This window comes from Pseudomonas sp. MMS21 TM103, assembly GCF_022132145.1.
Classification (GTDB): domain Bacteria; phylum Pseudomonadota; class Gammaproteobacteria; order Pseudomonadales; family Pseudomonadaceae; genus Aquipseudomonas.
This window is the reverse complement of the sequence record NZ_JAJISP010000002.1, coordinates 462,471-481,105: the sequence shown is the minus strand read 5'-3', so window position 1 is coordinate 481,105 and position 18,635 is coordinate 462,471. Positions and strand designations below refer to the sequence as shown.

10 protein-coding genes are annotated in these 18,635 nt (G+C 59.5%); 6 read left to right on the top strand and 4 right to left on the bottom strand.

The annotated features are described in order from the left end of the window. Window positions 1–81: 81 nt before the first annotated feature. The 4 genes from hisC (at window position 82) to rpsA (ending at window position 5,978) form a co-directional block, all read left to right on the top strand. Entirely contained in the window at window positions 82–1,188 is a 1,107-nt protein-coding gene (gene hisC / locus LJY18_RS09225) for a histidinol-phosphate transaminase (protein ID WP_238041512.1), read from the top strand. 44 nt (window positions 1,189–1,232) lie between these two features. Beyond that, window positions 1,233–3,455 carry a bifunctional prephenate dehydrogenase/3-phosphoshikimate 1-carboxyvinyltransferase gene (locus LJY18_RS09220; RefSeq protein ID WP_238041859.1) on the top strand — a complete coding sequence of 741 codons (2,223 nt, stop codon included), beginning with the start codon at window positions 1,233–1,235 and terminating at the stop codon, window positions 3,453–3,455. Beyond that, a complete protein-coding gene (gene cmk / locus LJY18_RS09215) occupies window positions 3,452–4,141 on the top strand; it encodes a (d)CMP kinase (protein ID WP_238041511.1) in 690 nt (229 codons plus the stop codon). The genes LJY18_RS09220 and cmk overlap by 4 nt, the downstream gene beginning before the upstream one ends. Window positions 4,142–4,292: 151 nt before the next feature. Next, window positions 4,293–5,978 carry a 30S ribosomal protein S1 gene (gene rpsA / locus LJY18_RS09210; RefSeq protein ID WP_079202462.1) on the top strand — a complete coding sequence of 562 codons (1,686 nt, stop codon included), beginning with the start codon at window positions 4,293–4,295 and terminating at the stop codon, window positions 5,976–5,978. A 1,380-nt stretch (window positions 5,979–7,358) separates the two neighbouring features. Here the strand turns inward: rpsA and LJY18_RS09205 are convergent. Continuing rightward, window positions 7,359–9,452 (bottom strand): autotransporter family protein, encoded by a 2,094-nt coding sequence (locus LJY18_RS09205; RefSeq protein ID WP_238041510.1) that lies wholly within the window; start codon window positions 9,450–9,452, stop codon window positions 7,359–7,361. A 1,147-nt stretch (window positions 9,453–10,599) separates the two neighbouring features. Here LJY18_RS09205 and LJY18_RS09200 point away from each other — a divergent pair. Beyond that, complete coding sequence (locus LJY18_RS09200; RefSeq protein ID WP_238041509.1) at window positions 10,600–10,947, top strand: DOPA 4,5-dioxygenase family protein; 348 nt, start codon at window positions 10,600–10,602, stop codon at window positions 10,945–10,947. Between the two features lie 121 nt (window positions 10,948–11,068). Here the strand turns inward: LJY18_RS09200 and LJY18_RS09195 are convergent, their stop codons facing one another. The 3 genes from LJY18_RS09195 to acnA form a co-directional block, all read right to left on the bottom strand. Continuing rightward, complete coding sequence (locus LJY18_RS09195) at window positions 11,069–12,043, bottom strand: phosphoethanolamine transferase (protein WP_238041508.1); 975 nt, start codon at window positions 12,041–12,043, stop codon at window positions 11,069–11,071. 487 nt (window positions 12,044–12,530) lie between these two features. Beyond that, a complete protein-coding gene (locus tag LJY18_RS09190; protein ID WP_238041507.1) occupies window positions 12,531–14,096 on the bottom strand; it encodes a methyl-accepting chemotaxis protein in 1,566 nt (521 codons plus the stop codon). Window positions 14,097–14,387: 291 nt separating this feature from the next. Then, entirely contained in the window at window positions 14,388–17,129 is a 2,742-nt protein-coding gene (acnA, locus tag LJY18_RS09185) for an aconitate hydratase AcnA (protein WP_238041506.1), read from the bottom strand. A 441-nt stretch (window positions 17,130–17,570) separates the two neighbouring features. Between acnA and rlmM the strand changes: the two genes are divergently transcribed. After that, window positions 17,571–18,620: a 23S rRNA (cytidine(2498)-2'-O)-methyltransferase RlmM gene (rlmM, locus tag LJY18_RS09180; protein WP_238041505.1), complete on the top strand. Its 1,050-nt coding sequence runs from the start codon at window positions 17,571–17,573 to the stop codon at window positions 18,618–18,620. Window positions 18,621–18,635 lie beyond the last annotated feature (15 nt).

Genomic DNA, 18,635 nt, shown 5'->3' with positions numbered 1-18,635 from the left:
CCGCAAGCTCAAGCCCCAAGCCAGCAGCGGATTCGCCCGGCTTTGTCTTGCAGCTTGCCGCTTGAAGCTTGAGGCTTATGTATGACCGATTTCCTTGCCCTGGCTCAGCCAGGCGTGCAGAAGCTGTCGCCCTATGTGCCGGGCAAACCGGTAGATGAGTTGGCCCGCGAGCTGGATCTGGATCCAGCCACCATCGTCAAGCTGGCCAGCAACGAAAACCCGCTCGGTCCCAGCCCGAAAGCCTTGCAGGCAATTCGTGCCGAGCTGGCCGAGCTGACCCGTTATCCCGATGGTAATGGCTTCGCCCTGAAAAGCCTGCTGGCCGAGCGCTGCGGGGTTCAGTCCAGCCAGGTCACCCTGGGTAACGGCTCCAACGATATTCTCGAGCTGGTGGCGCGTGCCTATCTGGCGCCCGGTCTGAATTCAGTGTTCAGCGAGCATGCCTTTGCCGTCTATCCGATTGCTACTCAGGCGGTCGGTGCACAAGGCAAGGTCGTGCCAGCCAAGAACCATGGCCATGATCTGGAGGCCATGTTGGCCGCCATCGACGCCAATACCCGGGTGGTGTTCATCGCCAACCCGAACAATCCGACCGGCACCTGGTTCGGTCCGCAGGCACTGAGCGATTTTCTCGCTCGTGTGCCGGAACATGTTCTGGTGGTGCTCGACGAAGCCTACATCGAGTATGCCGAAGGCGACGAGTTGCCGGATGGCCTCGACTACCTGGCCAGGTACGAGAATCTGCTGGTCTCGCGCACCTTCTCCAAGGCCTATGGCCTGGCGGCGTTGCGCGTCGGTTACGCCATCAGCTCGATACAGATTGCCGATGTGCTCAACCGTGTGCGCCAGCCCTTCAACGTCAACAGTCTGGCCTTGGCCGCAGCCTGCGCGGCGCTTGATGATGCCGAGTACCTGGCGCAAAGTCGTCGGTGCAACGATGCCGGCATGGCGCAGTTGGTCGCGGGTTTCCGTGCGCTGGGGCTGGACTGGATCCCGTCCAAGGGCAACTTCGTGGCCGTCGATCTCGGTCGCGAGTCCATGCCGCTTTATCAGGCGTTGTTGCGTGAGGGCGTAATTGTGCGGCCGGTGGCCAATTACGGCATGCCAACCTACCTGCGTGTCTCCATCGGTTTGCCCGAAGAGAATGGTCGTTTCCTCGAAGCGCTGGCCAAGGTGCTGGGCGCGTGAGCGAATCGAAGACCGCTGTAACCAAGGTGCAATCCAGTCAACCTATGATCGGCCGCCTGGTGGTGGTCGGTCTCGGGCTGATCGGTGGCTCGTTCGCCAAGGGTTTGCGTGAGAGCGGCCTGTGCCGGGAAGTGGTGGGGGTCGATCTCGATCCGCAGTCGTGCCGCCTGGCCGTCGAGCTTGGGGTGGTCGACCGCTGTGAAGAGCAGCTGGCTGCGGCCTGTCAGGGCGCCGAGGTGATCCAGTTGGCGGTGCCGATCCTGGCCATGGAAAAGCTGCTGGTGGAACTGGCCAAGCTCGATCTGGGCAATACTGTGCTCACCGATGTTGGCAGCGCCAAAGGCAATGTGGTTCGCGCCGCGCGTCTGGCCTTCGGCGAGATGCCTGCGCGCTTCGTGCCGGGTCACCCGATTGCCGGTTCCGAGCAGAGTGGGGTGGAGGCCGCCAATGCCGAGTTGTTCCGTCGGCATAAGGTGATTTTGACGCCACTGGAGCAAACCGATTCGCAGGCGCTGCAGTTGGTCGATCGGCTGTGGCGCGAGTTGGGCGCCGACGTCGAGCATATGCAGGTCGAGCACCATGATCAGGTGCTTGCCGCCACCAGCCATTTGCCACATCTGTTGGCCTTTGGTCTGGTCGATTCGCTGGCCAAGCGCAGCGAAAACTTGGAGATATTCCGTTATGCCGCTGGAGGCTTTCGCGATTTCACGCGGATTGCCGGCAGTGACCCGGTGATGTGGCACGACATTTTTCTCGCCAATCGCGAGGCTGTGCTACACACCCTGGATCTATTTCGCGGCGACCTCGACGCCTTGCGCGATGCGGTCGACGCTGGGGATGGGCATCAGCTGCTGGGGGTGTTTACCCGCGCTCGTGTGGCCCGCGAACATTTCAGCAAAATTCTAGCCCGACGGGCCTATGTGGACGCTATGCACTCGAATGATCTGATTTTTCTGGCTAATCCCGGTGGCAAACTGTCTGGACGAATTCGCGTTCCGGGCGACAAGTCCATTTCGCACCGCTCGATCATGCTCGGTTCGCTGGCCGAAGGCACCACCGAAGTCGAAGGCTTCCTCGAGGGTGAAGACGCCCTGGCAACCCTGCAGGCCTTTCGCGATATGGGGGTGGTAATCGAAGGTCCGCACCATGGTCGGGTGACCATTCATGGCGTTGGTCTGCATGGTTTGCAAGCGCCACCCGGGCCGCTCTATCTGGGCAATTCGGGCACTTCCATGCGCCTGCTCTCCGGGTTACTGGCCGGGCAGTCGTTCGACAGTACCCTGACGGGCGATGCCTCGTTGTCCAAGCGGCCGATGAACCGGGTGGCCCGACCACTGCGTGAGATGGGCGCGATGATCGAGACTGGCCCCGAAGGGCGGCCGCCTTTGACCATTCGCGGCGGCCAGCGCCTGAGCGGTATGCACTACGAAATGCCGGTGGCCAGCGCCCAGGTCAAATCCTGCCTGTTGTTGGCCGGTCTGTATGCGGCGGGGCAGACTTCGGTCACCGAGCCGGCACCGACCCGCGACCATACCGAGCGCATGCTGCGCGGCTTCGGCTATCCGGTGGCGGTCGACGGCAGTACGGCCAGCGTCGAGTCGGGCCATAAATTGACGGCGACCCATATCGAAGTGCCGGCGGATATTTCCTCGGCCGCTTTCTTCCTTGTCGCCGGAAGTATTGCCGAAGACTCAGAGCTGCTGCTCGAGCATGTCGGTATCAACCCGACCCGTACCGGGGTGATCGACATCCTCAAATTGATGGGTGGCGATATCAGCCTGGAGAACCAGCGCGAAGTCGGTGGCGAGCCGGTGGCGGACATTCGCGTACGCAGCGCCAAGTTGCATGGCATTGATATTCCAGAACATCTGGTGCCGCTGGCGATCGACGAGTTCCCCGTGCTGTTCGTGGCGGCTGCGTGTGCCGAAGGGCGCACCGTGCTGCGCGGTGCCGAGGAACTGCGGGTCAAGGAGTCCGACCGTATCCAGGTCATGGCCGATGGTCTGCTGACACTGGGTGTCAAGGTCGAGCCGACGCCGGATGGCATTATTATCGATGGGGTTGCCAGCGACAGCGGGAGCATGGGCGGTGGCGAGGTCTGGAGTCATGGCGATCACCGTATCGCCATGGCCTTCAGCGTGGCATCGCTACGCGCTGCGGCACCGATCCATATTCATGATTGCGCCAACGTTGCGACCTCGTTCCCGAACTTCCTGGCCCTGGCGGCGCAGGTCGGTATCCGCGTGACTCAGGAGGCCAAGTCATGACTGCTCTGGCACCGATAGTCGCCATCGATGGACCTAGCGGCTCTGGCAAGGGCACGATTGCCGGCTTGTTGGCGCAGAAATTGGGCTGGAACCTGCTGGATTCCGGCGCCCTGTATCGCTTGCTGGCTTTTGCCGCGCGCAATCATGGTGTCGATCTGACCAACGAAGAGGCAATGAAGGTGCTGGCCGCGCATCTGGATGTGCAGTTCCACGCCGGCGCCCAGGGGCAGGGTCAACGGATCATTCTCGAAGGCGAGGAAGTCACCGATGCCATCCGCAATGAGGGAATTGGCGCCGGGGCTTCACTAGTGGCAGCATTGCCCGCCGTACGCGAGGCCTTGCTGCAGCGTCAGCGGGCATTTCAAGAAATGCCCGGATTGGTCGCTGATGGTCGCGATATGGGCACCGTGGTATTTCCTGACGCCCCGCTGAAGATTTTTCTAACCGCCAGTGCCGAAGAGCGTGCCCGGCGACGTTACTTGCAGTTGAAGGCTAAGGGCGATGATGTTAATCTCGCGAGTCTTCTCGACGAGATTCGGGCGCGTGATGAACGCGATACCCAGCGTGCAGTGGCTCCGCTCAAAGCGGCAGACGATGCGATACAGCTGGATTCCACCGACCTCTCGATCGAGCAAGTGCTGGAACTGATTCTGAACGAGGTCGCCAACCGCGATCTTGTCGGATGACAAGAGCCTCAGCTGCTTAAGCTGATCAGCTCACCAGGAAGCATGCGGGAGACCAGTCCTAGTCCCGTGTGCCTTCTTTTATATGAACGTACCCACATTGTCTGGAATGTGGTTTGGGCGGATCCCCCGCCCTGAATCTACAGGAATTAAAATGAGCGAAAGCTTTGCTGAACTGTTTGAAGAAAGCCTAAAAACCCTGAATCTTCAGGCTGGCTCAATCATCACCGCTATCATCGTCGACATCGATTACCAAGCTGGTTGGGTAACCGTTCACGCTGGTTTGAAGTCGGAAGGCCTCATCCCGCTGGAGCAGTTCCACAACGACGCTGGCGAACTGACCATCAAGGTCGGTGACGAAGTTCACGTTGCGCTGGACGCGGTTGAAGATGGCTTTGGTGAAACCAAGCTGTCCCGCGAAAAAGCCAAGCGTGCAGAGTGCTGGATTGTTCTGGAAGCAGCTTTCGCCGCTGAGGAAGTGGTCAAGGGCGTTATCAACGGTAAGGTTAAAGGCGGCTTCACTGTCGACGTTAACGGCATCCGTGCGTTCCTCCCAGGTTCCTTGGTCGATGTCCGTCCGGTGCGTGATACCACTCACCTGGAAGGCAAAGAGCTCGAATTCAAAGTCATCAAGCTGGACCAGAAGCGCAACAACGTTGTCGTTTCCCGCCGCAGCGTGCTGGAAGCCGAGAACAGCGCCGAGCGCGAAGCTCTGCTGGAATCCTTGCAGGAAGGTCAGCAAGTCAAGGGTATCGTCAAGAACCTCACGGATTACGGCGCATTCGTCGATCTGGGCGGCGTCGATGGACTGTTGCACATCACCGACATGGCCTGGAAACGTATCAAGCACCCGTCCGAGATCGTCAATGTTGGCGACGAGATCGATGTCAAGGTACTGAAGTACGATCGCGAGCGTAACCGCGTTTCCCTGGGTCTGAAGCAACTGGGCGAAGACCCATGGGTTGCTATCAAGGCTCGTTACCCGGAAGGCACTCGCGTCAATGCACGCGTAACCAACCTGACCGACTACGGCTGCTTCGCAGAGCTGGAAGAAGGCGTGGAAGGCTTGGTGCACGTATCCGAAATGGATTGGACCAACAAGAACATCCACCCGTCCAAAGTCGTACAGGTTGGCGACGAAGTGGAAGTTCAGGTTCTGGATATCGACGAAGAGCGTCGTCGTATCTCCCTGGGTATCAAGCAGTGCAAAACTAACCCGTGGGAAGATTTCTCCGGTCAGTTCAACAAGGGCGACAAGATCTCCGGCACCATCAAGTCGATCACCGATTTCGGTATCTTCATTGGTCTGGATGGCGGCATCGACGGCCTCGTTCACCTGTCCGATATCTCCTGGAACGAAGTAGGCGAAGAAGCTGTACGCCGCTTCAAGAAGGGCGACGAGCTGGAAACCGTTATCCTCTCCGTTGATCCGGAGCGTGAGCGCATTTCCCTCGGCATCAAGCAGCTGGAAGAAGATCCGTTCTCCGACTACGTTGCTGTTAACGATAAAGGCACCATCGTGCGCGGTATCGTTAAAGAAGTTGACGCTAAAGGCGCCATCATCACTCTGGCCGATGGTATCGAAGCCACACTGAAAGCCTCCGAAATCAGCCGTGATCGCGTTGAAGATGCGCGCAACGTGCTGAAAGAAGGCGAAGAAGTAGAAGCCAAGATCATCAGCGTCGATCGCAAGAGCCGTGTAATCAGCTTGTCGGTCAAGTCGAAAGACGTTGAAGACGAGAAAGAAGCTATCAAGGAAATGCGCAAGCAGGAAGTTGATGCTTCGGGTCCGACCACCATTGGTGATCTGCTCCGTGCACAAATGGAAAAGCAGAACTAAGTTCAGCTAATCCAGAAAAAGGGCGACTTCGGTCGCCCTTTTTTGTGCGCGTCCATTATGGGCGCAATCTTGCGGGTGAAAGTCCTGCCGTAAGCTGGCCACAGTGAGCGAAGTGAATCGCAGCTGTGAGCCGATGAACAAGTACCAAGTGCGAGACGAGGCCGACCAGGGCGAGCGGGCAGATAACCGCTACGCTCCTGTAAGGGGCTGCGGCGTAAATCTGGCGGTTGTCGGCGAAGGATTGCGTGCCTACCCGGGGAGCTCTCGCTTTGTGCCTGAATGGGCGACGGCGTTGCTCGGAACGAGACGTCAGCAGGGGCCGGAGTAGTCTTTTTTGACCAAGGGTTGAATCAGAGAAAGCATGATAGGCCATGATCATGTAGCCCGTCGGTCAGATGTCCGCCAACGTGGGGCTGATTGAGATTGGGCGCGGTGAAGTCGTGGTCGGCCCCATCAGCGACAAGGTCAATCTCCCACAGGATGAATCCGCCAGCGCCGGACAGTGACTGCTGGAGCGGGCCTTGGCGAGAGAAAACCGGGTCAAGGCCAACAAAGGTGTGGCGGGGTCGATGGTCTGGATATCAATCGGACAACCGCGGACCTGCTCACACAGTGAGCTGCGATCTGTGAACAGCTTCTATCAGGTGTCTATCGGTCCAATGAGTGGCGATCCCCAATCCTGGCGGCGGTGAAAGCGAGCAGGGTAACCTGCCGGCCGTTTGGCCCAGCAAACATTGCTGCAAGTGTTGCTGTCATTACTGGATCCGACTTTCAGTAAACACCGCTACGCTTTTCGCCCGGGCGTTGTAGGCAGAACGCCATTTTGGCTGCCTAGCGCTACATGTCCTCGGCTTGGAAAGTAGGAGTGGATGGTGATCTGGTCCAGTTCTTCGAGTGGATCGATCACGATATTTTGATTGATCGTTTAGGCAGGCGGATTGGCGCGGACGGATATCCGACGGATTTTTTAATTATCTGAATACGGGGACAGTGTTTGATGGTGCGGTCGAGAGAAACTGCTCTGGAGCGCCGTAAGGCGGCCCGCTGTCGCCGCTATTGGTGAGCATAGGGCTACGGGCTTAAACACCGAATCTGTGGGAGCCGCGGTGCTAACGCCATAGTCTACTCGACTACAACTTTCAGGCCAGGGTATGGCGGTCGTTATCACGGGGTGTGGATTGGGAGGCGAAGAGAAATTCTCCCATGTGCTGATTGGAGCGATACCCGTAGGATATTTATTGGGAAGTTTCTTAAGTTGCTGGCATTGCGGAGGGGTAGGCAGCGACCATTACTGGCGCATGCCTCGAAATTAAGGGCCGCGATTCTTTCTGTGCAATAACACTCACAGAAAGAATCGCGGCCCGTCCTAGCTACATCGTATTAGTATTTAAGACTCGCTATAAGTGACAACTGATTTGACGAGTAGTCGCTATCATTCCACTTGTAGTCGTATTGGCCCTTGACCGTCCAAGAATTGTTATCGCAATTGCAGGAGAGGAATGTAACGCCTGCTCCGACGTTGTACATATCCCGATCTTGCTCTATCCCTTTCACGTTAAACGCTGAGCCGCTACCCGCGAAGGCTGCGGTCTGTTCCGTGGTCGTGTCGCTGAAATCATGCAGCCATTTAACATGAGCCTCAGGGGAATATGTGTTGGCACCGGATTGAATGACGCGTTCAATTTTCACACCCAAACCTGATTGTGTCAGGGTGTAATCTTGATCATCCACGCGGTGATTCAATGCACCAGCGCCGCGCTCGGTATAACTGTCGACGTTGATAAGCGACGTCTGCAGTGATGCGAACGGTGTAACAGTGACCGCTTGGTCAAGGTAAAAATGTTTCCCTGCCGAGACGAGAGCGGTGTACTGCTGCCCATCATAGTCAGATTTCGCGACGCGATTCACGCCTGGCAATGTGATTTGGCGTTTCCCGTCATAATGGTCTATCCCGGCGGTCAAAGCGCCCTGAACATACCAAGGGCCGGGCGTGTAGTTGAGATAACCGGTCAGCTGGTAAGAATCGATATTTGTCTCGCCAGAGGAGCCATTTCCATCAATTGTGCTATTTGCATAACCCGCGCTTACACCAATGCGGGTGTCGACGCTCACTGGTCGATCATAAGCCAGCACCAGACCATAGGTTTCAGTGTCATAGCCGTTACTATCATTGACATCGTCTTGGTTGCCTACACTGCCAAAGCTCTTGGCCCACCAGTTACTCTGCTGCTCGTCACCTTCACAGTTACGCACTTCTTTGGGCTTATTTGGCCCGCAGTTGGCGTCACAGCACATGTTCTGGATCTCTTCCACGCGAGCCTGCAACATGTCTTCCATAAGACGCGTCGTCTGACCTGCAACCCAGGGGGCTGCCAGGTTGGTGCTGCTCGGGGCCAGCTGAACCAAGGCATTCTTGACGGCGGGTGCATTGGGAAGAGCAAGGACTGCGCCCTGAATGGCCAGCAGATCGGAACCCACTGGAGCAGCTGCGCCAAGGAGTGACCCTGCTGCCAAGTCGGCGACAGGCGAGCCCAAGGAAACCGACTCAACCGTTATGAGTACGTCGCCAGTGGTGGTAGGCACGCTGGAGAAGGTGTAAAGCGGGTTGGTGTTGAGAACCGTCACCAATGCCCCGTTGGTGCCGGAAAGGCCGCCAACAATCCTGAATGTCGTACCGGCGGTCAATACGCCAGATACGGTTGGAATTACCGTAATGCCAGCAGCACTAATATTCGAGGAGCCGGACGGCTGAATATTACCGTACACGGTATTACCGGCGAGCGTGGTCGCAATCGTGCCGTTGGCGTTAGTGGTCAACGCCCCAGTAATGTTCAGTGTGTTCGCGCCGAGGCTGAATCCTTGAGCCTGCACGGAACCGGTAATAGACGCATCGCCACCCGATACAATGATTTGCTTCAGCCCACTTGCGCCACCAATAGCCCCGTTTACATTGCTACCGCTATTCAGCGTCAACGTACCGGTATTTGCGGTATTGGTCGTAATGGCGCCTGTCAATAAGTTGCCGGCACCGAGATTGAGAAAGCCATCACCAAGAAATACCGGTGCTGAGATCACGTCACCATTGAAGTTTATGGTCCCTGTCCCGCTGATCTCTGTTGTAGTTGCGTGGACATCACCGTTGAAGGTCACCTCTTTACCAGCGGCGCCGGCGCTGATATTGAGGAACAGAACCCCTGGCTCACCGGTAGAGCCGGTCACGATCGAGTCGCCAAGGAACAGAAGGTTGCCCGTATTGTTGGAGTCAGTGGTAAAAGCACCACCGAGATCGTTATTGGTATTGATATTCTGGCCGTCGGTAATGGTCAATGTGGCACCGCCCGTGGTGTCTACGCCATTCAGCTCACCTTCTGCACCTACCACGCCTGGAAGCGCGACGGCCTCGCGCGCCGAGCTGATTGGTGCCCAAGCCAAAATGGCAGTCGCCACCGCTAGAGAGATTAAGCTGGCTTTCATGTTAGGGCCTATAAATTCAGATGTCATAATTGAAATTGCAGCTTAGGCCTAATAAATATAATGAGCAATTAAACAATTAAATACTTAAGTGGGAGCGGGGTTTGAGTGTGAATTTGCACTACGCCAGTTTATTGGCATGGGGGCCATTTTGGCATTCAAATAACCTGGCGCCCACAAAATCTGAATGCAACACAATGTCATTAACCTGGGTGAGATCTTAAGTGCCCGCTATAGTTCAGTTGTATTCTCGAGTGCTTAATTAAATAACGACTTCATCAAGAAAACGCCCTTGAATTAAACCTGCAAAGGCTTGGTGTTGCCCCTAGTAGGCGCTTCGCAGGGTTAATTCAGGCCTGCACTTCGGACGGTCGGTGGTCTGGTCCTTTGATCTGGGTGGGCGGCTCAGTGTGCAGTTTTTGTGGCGCGGGTGGCATTACCTGTAATAGCGGTTGGCAAAATGAGCAGGTTGCGTTTTTTCACCGTAATCCTGGGTTAAGCGCTGACCGACTGCTTGCTCGGATGTTTCATAAACGCGGCAACCTGCTAAAACGTGAGCAGGCTGCCGCCTTTGCTTGCGCGGTTAAAGGCGATGCCAGGTGCGGCCAGGCTGAAAATTGATGTGATGCATTAAAATAGCCAAGGCCGCTGCTCGCACTATTCGAGTGGCGCCCTGAATGGCATGTGGCCATGGATGTCATTACCGTTGACCTGCCTTGCCTATCATTCGTGGATTTCGGCCCGGGTGTGGGCCTTATAGGTCGTCATAAAGCCGTATGGCGTCCGGGGTGGATACGTCCGTGCGAGCCGGATCAGGCGCAGCGTGCGCTTTGTGAGCACAGGCCCGGCCTGGCCAGGCAAGACCTCGATGCCGACAGACCCAAGATGCACTCGAGTTGTGCACTCTGCCCGCGCAGGGTTATTTGTTCGGGATTGATAAAGTGCCCGTCACCGTGCTGGACGATGTGAGTGTGTGGCCCGATCAGGCGCAGCTCGTGTTCTCTCTGGTGGTCTTGCGATCTATCGTGCGAAAGCGGTTCATGTGCTGGCCATCGAGAGTGCAGATGCGGGATTATCCTAGAGCGCAGCAGACTAATCAGCCAGGCATGGCAGGCATGCTGCTCGTTATGCGACCCACCGAGGCCCACCCATGACCAAGCGCCCCAGCAATGACTACCTCCAGTACCATGCGCATGTCTACTTCGATGGGCAGTCTCTGGCGCTGACTACCTCGCTCTGCGAACGGGCCGGAGAGCTATTCGCCGTCAAGGTCGGGCGTATTCATCAGCGCCTGGTTGGTCCGCATCCGCGCTGGAGCTGCCAGCTGTCTTTCGACCAGGCGCAGTTCGATCAGCTGCTGCCCTGGCTGGAGAGCAATCGCCAGGGTTTGTCCGTCCTGGTGCATGCTGTGACCGGTGACGACCTGGCCGACCACAGCACCCATGCGGCGTGGTTGGGTGAAGAGTTGCCGCTGGATTTGTCCATGTTCAGGACCTGAGCCTTGGTTAACCCGCTTCGCTGGATACTCTAGTGGCTGTCCATCAGGCTGCAGATTAAGGATGGATCATGATTTCTCATGTATGTGTCGGGATCACCGACTTCGACCGCGCGTTCAGCTTCTACTCCGCCATCGCGGTGGAACTTGGGCTGCGGCTGAAATTCTGCGGTGCCAATCGATAGTGGTCGTGGCCGACATCGAGGAACATGCAGGACACCGATACTGCCGTGGCGGTGCCGCAGGAGCTGGCATTGCTGAAGCTGATGACATCCTGCTTGGCCAGTTCCGGGTTGGTCGGGCGAGCGTAACCGTTGAGTGAAAAGTCTGCCGCCCGAGCGGTTTCACCGACGACTAGGATCGTCACCTTGGGCTTGGCGGTTCCACCTACCGGCTTGACCTGGTAGGCATCGGCACCAACCACCTGCAGCTTGGTCGGAGTCGCAAACTGACGCTTGCTATAACCATGGACCGCCGCCACCACGTTGGACGGGGTCAGCAGCAGGCGCAGTTCATGGTGATTGCGCAGCAGCGAGGCATACGACTGATAGTTGCTCATCATGATGCCGGCCAGGCAAACCAGACCCAGGACCATGCTCGCCAACTTGAAGCCCAGCTCATGCGCCCAAGGCCGAGCGATCAGGCGTACCCGGCTGACGACTAATGCGGGTAAGACGCCGAGTATCAACAGCCAGCCGAACATGCCCCAGCTGAATAGATCCAGGGCCTCGGCACTGTCGGTCGGCAGCACGTTAGTCAGCATGTTGTAGTCGATGACGATGCCGTAGCTGCTCATGAAGAAACTGGCCGGCGCCGACACCAGCAGCACTCCCAGGATCGCCTTGGTCAACCGGCCCCAGGCCAGAAGGCTGAGCAACAGGTAAAGCCACAGCCAAACCAGCACTGGCAAGGTGATCAGGAACAGGGTGTTGTCATTGCTCCAGCCGCCCACGCCTTGCCATATATCACGCCAGAAGGGGATGTTCGTGGTCAGCATCAACCACAGAGCAACGACCATGATCAGAACGTTGCGGCTGATGGCGAAGGTCCACTTGGCAGCGCCTTCGGGGGTTTCGGTTGACTGCGAGTTTTTTCGCACAACAACCTCTATGCGTAGGTCGAGAGAATCGCTGAAGCCTAAGGAGCTCGATGTGAAGGGCGTGTCGGACTGTGTGAGGAATTTGTTGGCCGACTGCAGAGCCGCAGGCTCTTACGCAAAACGCCGCCTCTGGGGCGGCGTTCGATCGAGCGCAATGCGCGCCGAGCCGCCAGCAACTCAAGCTGCGAGCCGGTCAGTCCTTAGCGGTTGTGAAAGTATCGAGTGATGTTGCGAGACCGTCTCCAGGCTTGTGCGGCAAGGCGCGCTGCGGTCGGGTCGTTTGCAGCTGGCTGCCGTAGGCGAGCGTTTTTCACAAGCGCTCAGTTCTGGCGTCGAGCTGAGATGGGCGCGGCGATAGGATTGGCGGTGGGCTGTTGCTGGCGTACGTTGAATACCATCCGCAGCACAACCGTCGGAGAGCCGCCGAGGAACCAGCTGTGCCCAAAACTGAGGGCGCGCCGAGTCTGCTCGGGCGCCCTGGTTGTGTTTAGCGGTTGAAGCGTTCGACCAGCGAGTACTGCCCTTGCGCGGTGGCGGTGAGTGCTTCGCTGAGCACGGCGGAGCTTTGCGCTTCGCTGGCGGTCTGGTCGGACAGTTGGGCGATGTTGGTGATGTTGCGGTTGATTTCGTCGGCGACCGAGCTTTGTTCCTCGGCGGCGGCGGCAATCTGGTCGGCCATGTCGGCGATATTGGACACCGCGTCACTGATCCCAGCAAGGGCCAGGTCGGCTTGTTGTACGCGGTCGACGCCTTCATCGGCTTGTTTGCGGCCGATTTCCATGGTCATTACCGCTTCTTCGGCGGTGCGCTGCAGCTTGGCTATCAGTTGGTGAATCTGCCCGGTGGATTCGGCGGTGCGTTGTGCCAGCGAGCGGACTTCGTCGGCCACCACGGCAAAGCCGCGACCCATTTCACCGGCGCGGGCAGCCTCGATGGCGGCGTTGAGGGCGAGCAGGTTGGTCTGGTCGGCGATGCCTTTGATTACGTCAACTACGCCGCCGATTTCGTTGCTGTCCTGGGCCAGGCGGGTGACAGTTTCGCCGGTGTCACCGACCGACTGCGAGAGGCGCTGAATGGCAGCCCGGGTTTCCGCAGTGATGGAGCGGCCTTCGCTGGTCAGGCGATTCGCTTCCTGGGTGGCGATGGCGGTGCGGGCGACGTTACTGGCGACTTCCAGGGTGGTGGCAGCCATTTCGTTGACTGCGGTAGCAACCTGCTCGGTTTCCTGGCGTTGGCGATCCAGGCCGGCCGAGCTGCTGTGTGCCAGGGTGTCGGCCTGTTTGGCCTGTTTGGCCAGGCCTTCGGCGCTGTCCTGTAGGCGCGTCAGGCAGGTTTTCAAGCGTGCTTCCTGGCCGAGGAGGGACATTTCCAGGCGGCCCTGGGCACCGCGGCTGTCGGTGTACATCTGGGCGATCAGCGGGTCGGAGGTGGTTTGCTCGGCCAATTGCAGCAGGCGTTTCATCCCGCGCTGTTGCCAGTTGAGGCCAATCAGCCCGAGCGGTACCGAGAGCAGGGCGGCAACGGCAAAGCCCCAGCTGGAGTCGAGCCAGGTACCGATAAGGAAGCCGATCTGGCTGACCAGGATAAAGGGCAGCCAGTTTTGCAGGGTCGGTAACCACTGATCACGGCTGGGGACGGCGGACTTGCCGCTGTTGATGCGCTGGTACAGGGCTTCGGCGCGGCGCACTTGCTCGGCGGTCGGTTTGATCCGTACCGACTCGTAGCCAACCACCTGGCTTTTTTCCAGTATCGGCGTGACGTAGGCATTGACCCAGTAGTGATCGCCATTCTTGCTGCGGTTTTTGACGATGCCCATCCAGGGGCGACCCTGCTTCAGGGTGTTCCACATGTGGGCGAACACTGCCGACGGCACATCCGGGTGACGCACCAGATTGTGTGGCGCACCCATCAACTCGTCCTGGCTGAAGCCACTGATTTCGACGAACGCGTCGTTGCAATAGGTGATCTGGCCTTTGGCATCCGTGGTGGAGATCAGGCGCTGCTGGGGCGCGAAGGTGCGTTCGCGTTGGGTGATGGGCTGATTGTTGCGCATGAGGAGCTTGTCCCTAAGGGTTATGCCTTGTCATCGGCCAGGCAGGGCTGAAGTTGAGAGGTAAATATGCCGCGCAGTGTAACTGGATCTTCAACGGCTTCACATTTGCGCGGGCGACAAAACAGAGCGGGACCGTTCGTGCTTGCAATGGGGGCTTGGGATGCAATAACTGTCAGTGGCAGCGGCGCTATGCATCTGTGGTTGCTGAGGTTGTCCTAGCGTCATTCGGGATCACTTCCCGGATGGCGCTAGGGCGGTTTCGCCGGCGAGTCGGCAGGCTGAGCCTCACAACTAGCCGGCGATCAGCTGGCGCAATACATAGTGCAGGATGCCACCAGCCTTGAAGTACTCCACCTCGTTGAGTGTATCGATGCGGCACAGCACTTCGACGCTTTCTCGCGTGCCATCCGCGCGTGCGATTTCCACCATCAACTTCATCTGTGGATGCAGCTCGACGCCGTCCAGTCCGTAGATGCCGAGCTTTTCCTGTCCAGTCAGGTGCAAGCTCTTGCGATTCTGACCGGGCATGAACTGCAAGGGCAGCACGCCCATGCCGACCAGGTTGGAGCGGTGGATACGCTCGAAGCTTTCGGCGATCACCGCCTTGATCCCGAGCAGGTTAGTGCCCTTGGCCGCCCAGTCGCGGCTGGATCCGGTGCCGTACTCCTTGCCGGCGATCACCACCAGCGGGGTGCCGGCCTCCTGGTAGCGCATGGCCGCGTCGTAGATCGCCAGCTTGTCGCCACTGGGTACGTGCAGGGTGTTGCCGCCTTCTTCGCCGCCGAGCATTTCGTTGCGGATGCGGATATTGGCGAAGGTGCCGCGCATCATCACTTCATGGTTGCCGCGGCGCGAGCCGTAGGAATTGAAGTCGACCGGTTCGACGCCCTGTTCGCGCAGGTAGCGTCCGGCCGGACTGTCGGCCTGGATGTTGCCGGCCGGGGAGATGTGGTCGGTGGTCACCGAGTCGCCGAGCAGGGCGAGGATGCGCGCCTGGTGGATGTCGCCGATATGCGGCGGTGCGTCGGCGATGTCCTCGAAGAACGGCGGATGCTGGATATAGGTTGAGTCAGCCTGCCAGGCATAGGTGGCGGCTTGCGGCACTGCGATGGCTTGCCATTGCGCGTCGCCGGCGAACACCTCGGCGTATTCCTTGTGGAACATCGCGGTGTCGACCTGCAGGATAGCCTCGGCGATTTCCGCCTGGCTCGGCCAGATGTCCTTGAGGTACACCGGCCGGCCGTCCTTGCCTTGGCCCAGCGCTTCGCTGGTGATATCCACCCGCACGCTGCCGGCCAGGGCATAGGCCACCACCAGCGGCGGTGAGGCCAGCCAGTTGGTTTTCACCAGCGGATGCACGCGGCCCTCGAAGTTGCGGTTGCCGGACAGCACCGAGGCGACCGTCAGGTCGGACTGCTGGATGGCCTGTTCGATCGGCTCGAGCAGCGGCCCCGAATTGCCGATGCAGGTGGTGCAGCCGTAGCCGACCAGGTCGAAGCCCAATTCATCCAGGTAGCGGGTCAGGCCGGCGGCGTTGAAGTACTCGGTCACCACCTTGGAGCCGGGCGCCAGCGAACTCTTGACCCAGGGCTTGCGCTGCAGGCCTTTCTCCACCGCCTTCTTCGCCAGCAGGCCGGCAGCCATCATCACGCTGGGGTTGGAGGTGTTGGTACAGGAGGTGATGGCGGCGATCACCACGGCGCCGTTCTTCAGGCGGTAAGTCTGCCCCTCATGGTGGTAGTCGGCCTCGCCGACCAGTGCCGCGCTACCCACCGCGGCGCCGCCGCCCCCCTCGTCGAGCAGGCGCGCCTCCTCAGCGGCGGCGGGTTTTACCTGCAGTCCGGTAAAGTCGTCGAAAGCTTGTTTGACCTGGGGCAGGGCGACCCGGTCCTGTGGCCGTTTCGGCCCGGCCAGGCAGGCTTCGACGCTGCCCATGTCCAGCTCCAGGCTGTCGCTGAACAGGGGTTCCTGACCTTGTTCGCGCCACAGACCCTGAGCCTTGCAGTAGGCCTCGACCAGCTTGACGGTCTGCTCCGGGCGCCCGGACAGGCGCAGATAGCCGAGGGTGATCGCATCGACCGGAAAGAAACCGCAGGTCGCGCCGTATTCCGGCGCCATGTTGGCGATGGTCGCGCGATCGGCCAGCGGCAGGTCGGCCAGGCCGTCGCCGTAGAACTCGACGAACTTGCCGACCACACCCTTGCTGCGCAGCATCTGGGTGACGGTCAGTACCAGGTCGGTGGCGGTGATGCCCTCCTTGAGTTTGCCGCTCAGTTTGAAGCCGATCACCTCGGGGATCAGCATCGACACCGGCTGGCCGAGCATTGCCGCCTCCGCCTCGATGCCGCCGACGCCCCAGCCGAGGATGCCGAGGCCATTGATCATGGTGGTGTGCGAGTCGGTGCCGACCAGGGTGTCGGGGAAGGCGAAGGTCTGGCCGTCTTCCTCCCTGGTCCAGACGGTGCGGCCGAGGTACTCCAGGTTGACCTGATGGCAGATGCCGGTGCCCGGCGGCACCACGCTGAAGTTGGCGAAGGCATGCTGGCCCCAACGCAGGAAGGCGTAGCGTTCGCCGTTGCGCTGCATCTCGATGGCGACGTTCTGGCCGAAGGCGGCGTGGCTGGCGAACTTGTCGACCATTACCGAGTGGTCGATCACCAGGTCGACCGGCGACAGCGGGTTGATCTTCTGCGGGTCGCCGCCGGCCTTGGCCATGGCCTCGCGCATGGCGGCCAGGTCGACCACCGCCGGGACGCCGGTGAAGTCCTGCATCAGCACGCGCGCCGGGCGGTACTGGATCTCGCGTTCGGAACCGCGGCTTTTCAGCCAATCGGCCATGGCCTGCAGATCGCTGCCGGTGACGGTCTTGCCGTCCTCCCAGCGCAACAGGTTTTCCAGCAGGACTTTCAGCGACATCGGCAACCTGTCGATATTGCCGAGGGTCTTGGCCGCGTCCGGCAGGCTGAAATACTGGTAGGTCTGGTCGCCGACGGCGAGGCTGCGGCGGCTGTTCAGGCTATCTAAGGAAGGCATTGCGCGTCTCCTGTGGCTTGCACGGTGCAAACCGGATTGTTTGCTGCAGAGTCTTCAAGCTAGCTCTGCTTGGCGAGGCTTGCCATGTCATAGGTCTTATGGCGGTGCGGCCTTTTCTCACTCAGTCATTGCTGCCGACGCCAGACACCACCTGAACCTGCAGCAGGGTCGAGCCGGGGCGATGCCTGTGAGTTCAGCGGGCCGGTGGCACGCATCGCCGCGGGGCGCGCCTCCTACTAGTAGGATGTGGGGTGTGCCCGCAGGCAGCCCATGGATGCAGCTGTAGGCATAAGGCCGGGGCCATGCTCGTGAAGCGATGGCGTCCGCCGAGCAGGGCGACAAAACGGCAGCCGGCGTAATCTAGCGTGCCATTAACTGGACAGGTCAGGTGCGCCCCGGGTTGCCGACTCCGTTATGATGCGCGCCTTGAGGAGATCACCGATGAATACTTTGTTACTGCATTGCCGCCCTGGGTTCGAGAACGAGGTGTGTGCGGAGATCGCCGAGCATGCCGCGCGTCTGGATGTGGTCGGTTACGCCAAGGCCAAGCCGAGTACGGCCTGCGCCGAATTTATCTGCACCGAGCCGGACGGCGCCGAGCGCCTGATGGGCGGTGTGCGTTTCAGTAAGCTGATTTTCCCGCGGCAATGGGCGCGAGGCATGTTCATCGACCTGCCGGAGCTGGATCGCATCAGCGTGTTGCTGACCCATCTGGCGGACCTGCCGACGTTCGGCAGCCTGTGGCTGGAAGTGCTCGACACCAACGATGGCAAGGAATTGTCGAATTTCTGCAAGAAGTTCGAGGCGCCGCTGCGCAATGCGCTGAGCAAGGCCGGCAAACTGGTGGAAGACCCTCTCAAGCCGCGCCTGTTGCTGACCTTCAAGAGCGGCCGCGAGGTGTTCGTCGGCCTGGCCGAGACCAATAATTCTGCGCAGTGGCCGATGGGCATTCCGCGCCTGAAGTTCCCCCGCGAGGCGCCGAGCCGTTCGACCCTCAAGCTGGAAGAGGCCTGGCACACCTTTATTCCGCGTGAGCAGTGGGACGAGCGCCTGTCGGGCGACATGACCGGCGTCGACCTCGGCGCCGCGCCGGGCGGCTGGACCTACCAGCTGGTCAAGCGCGGCATGCTGGTGACTGCCATCGACAACGGCCCCATGGCCGAAAGCCTGATGGAGACCGGCCTGGTGCAGCACCTGATGGTCGATGGCTTCATCTACAAGCCACGCCAGCCGGTGGATTGGATGGTCTGCGACATCGTCGAGAAGCCTGCGCGCAGCGCCGCCTTGCTGGAAACCTGGATCGGCGAAGGCTTGTGCCGCGAGGCAGTGGTCAACCTCAAATTGCCGATGAAGCAGCGCTATGCCGAAGTGCGTCGCCTGCTGCAGCGCCTGGAAGATGGCTTTGCCGAACGCAAGATCAAGGTGTCGATAGCCTGCAAGCAGCTCTATCACGACCGCGAGGAAGTGACCTGCCACCTGCGCCGGTTGTAGGCGCGGGGACTGCGC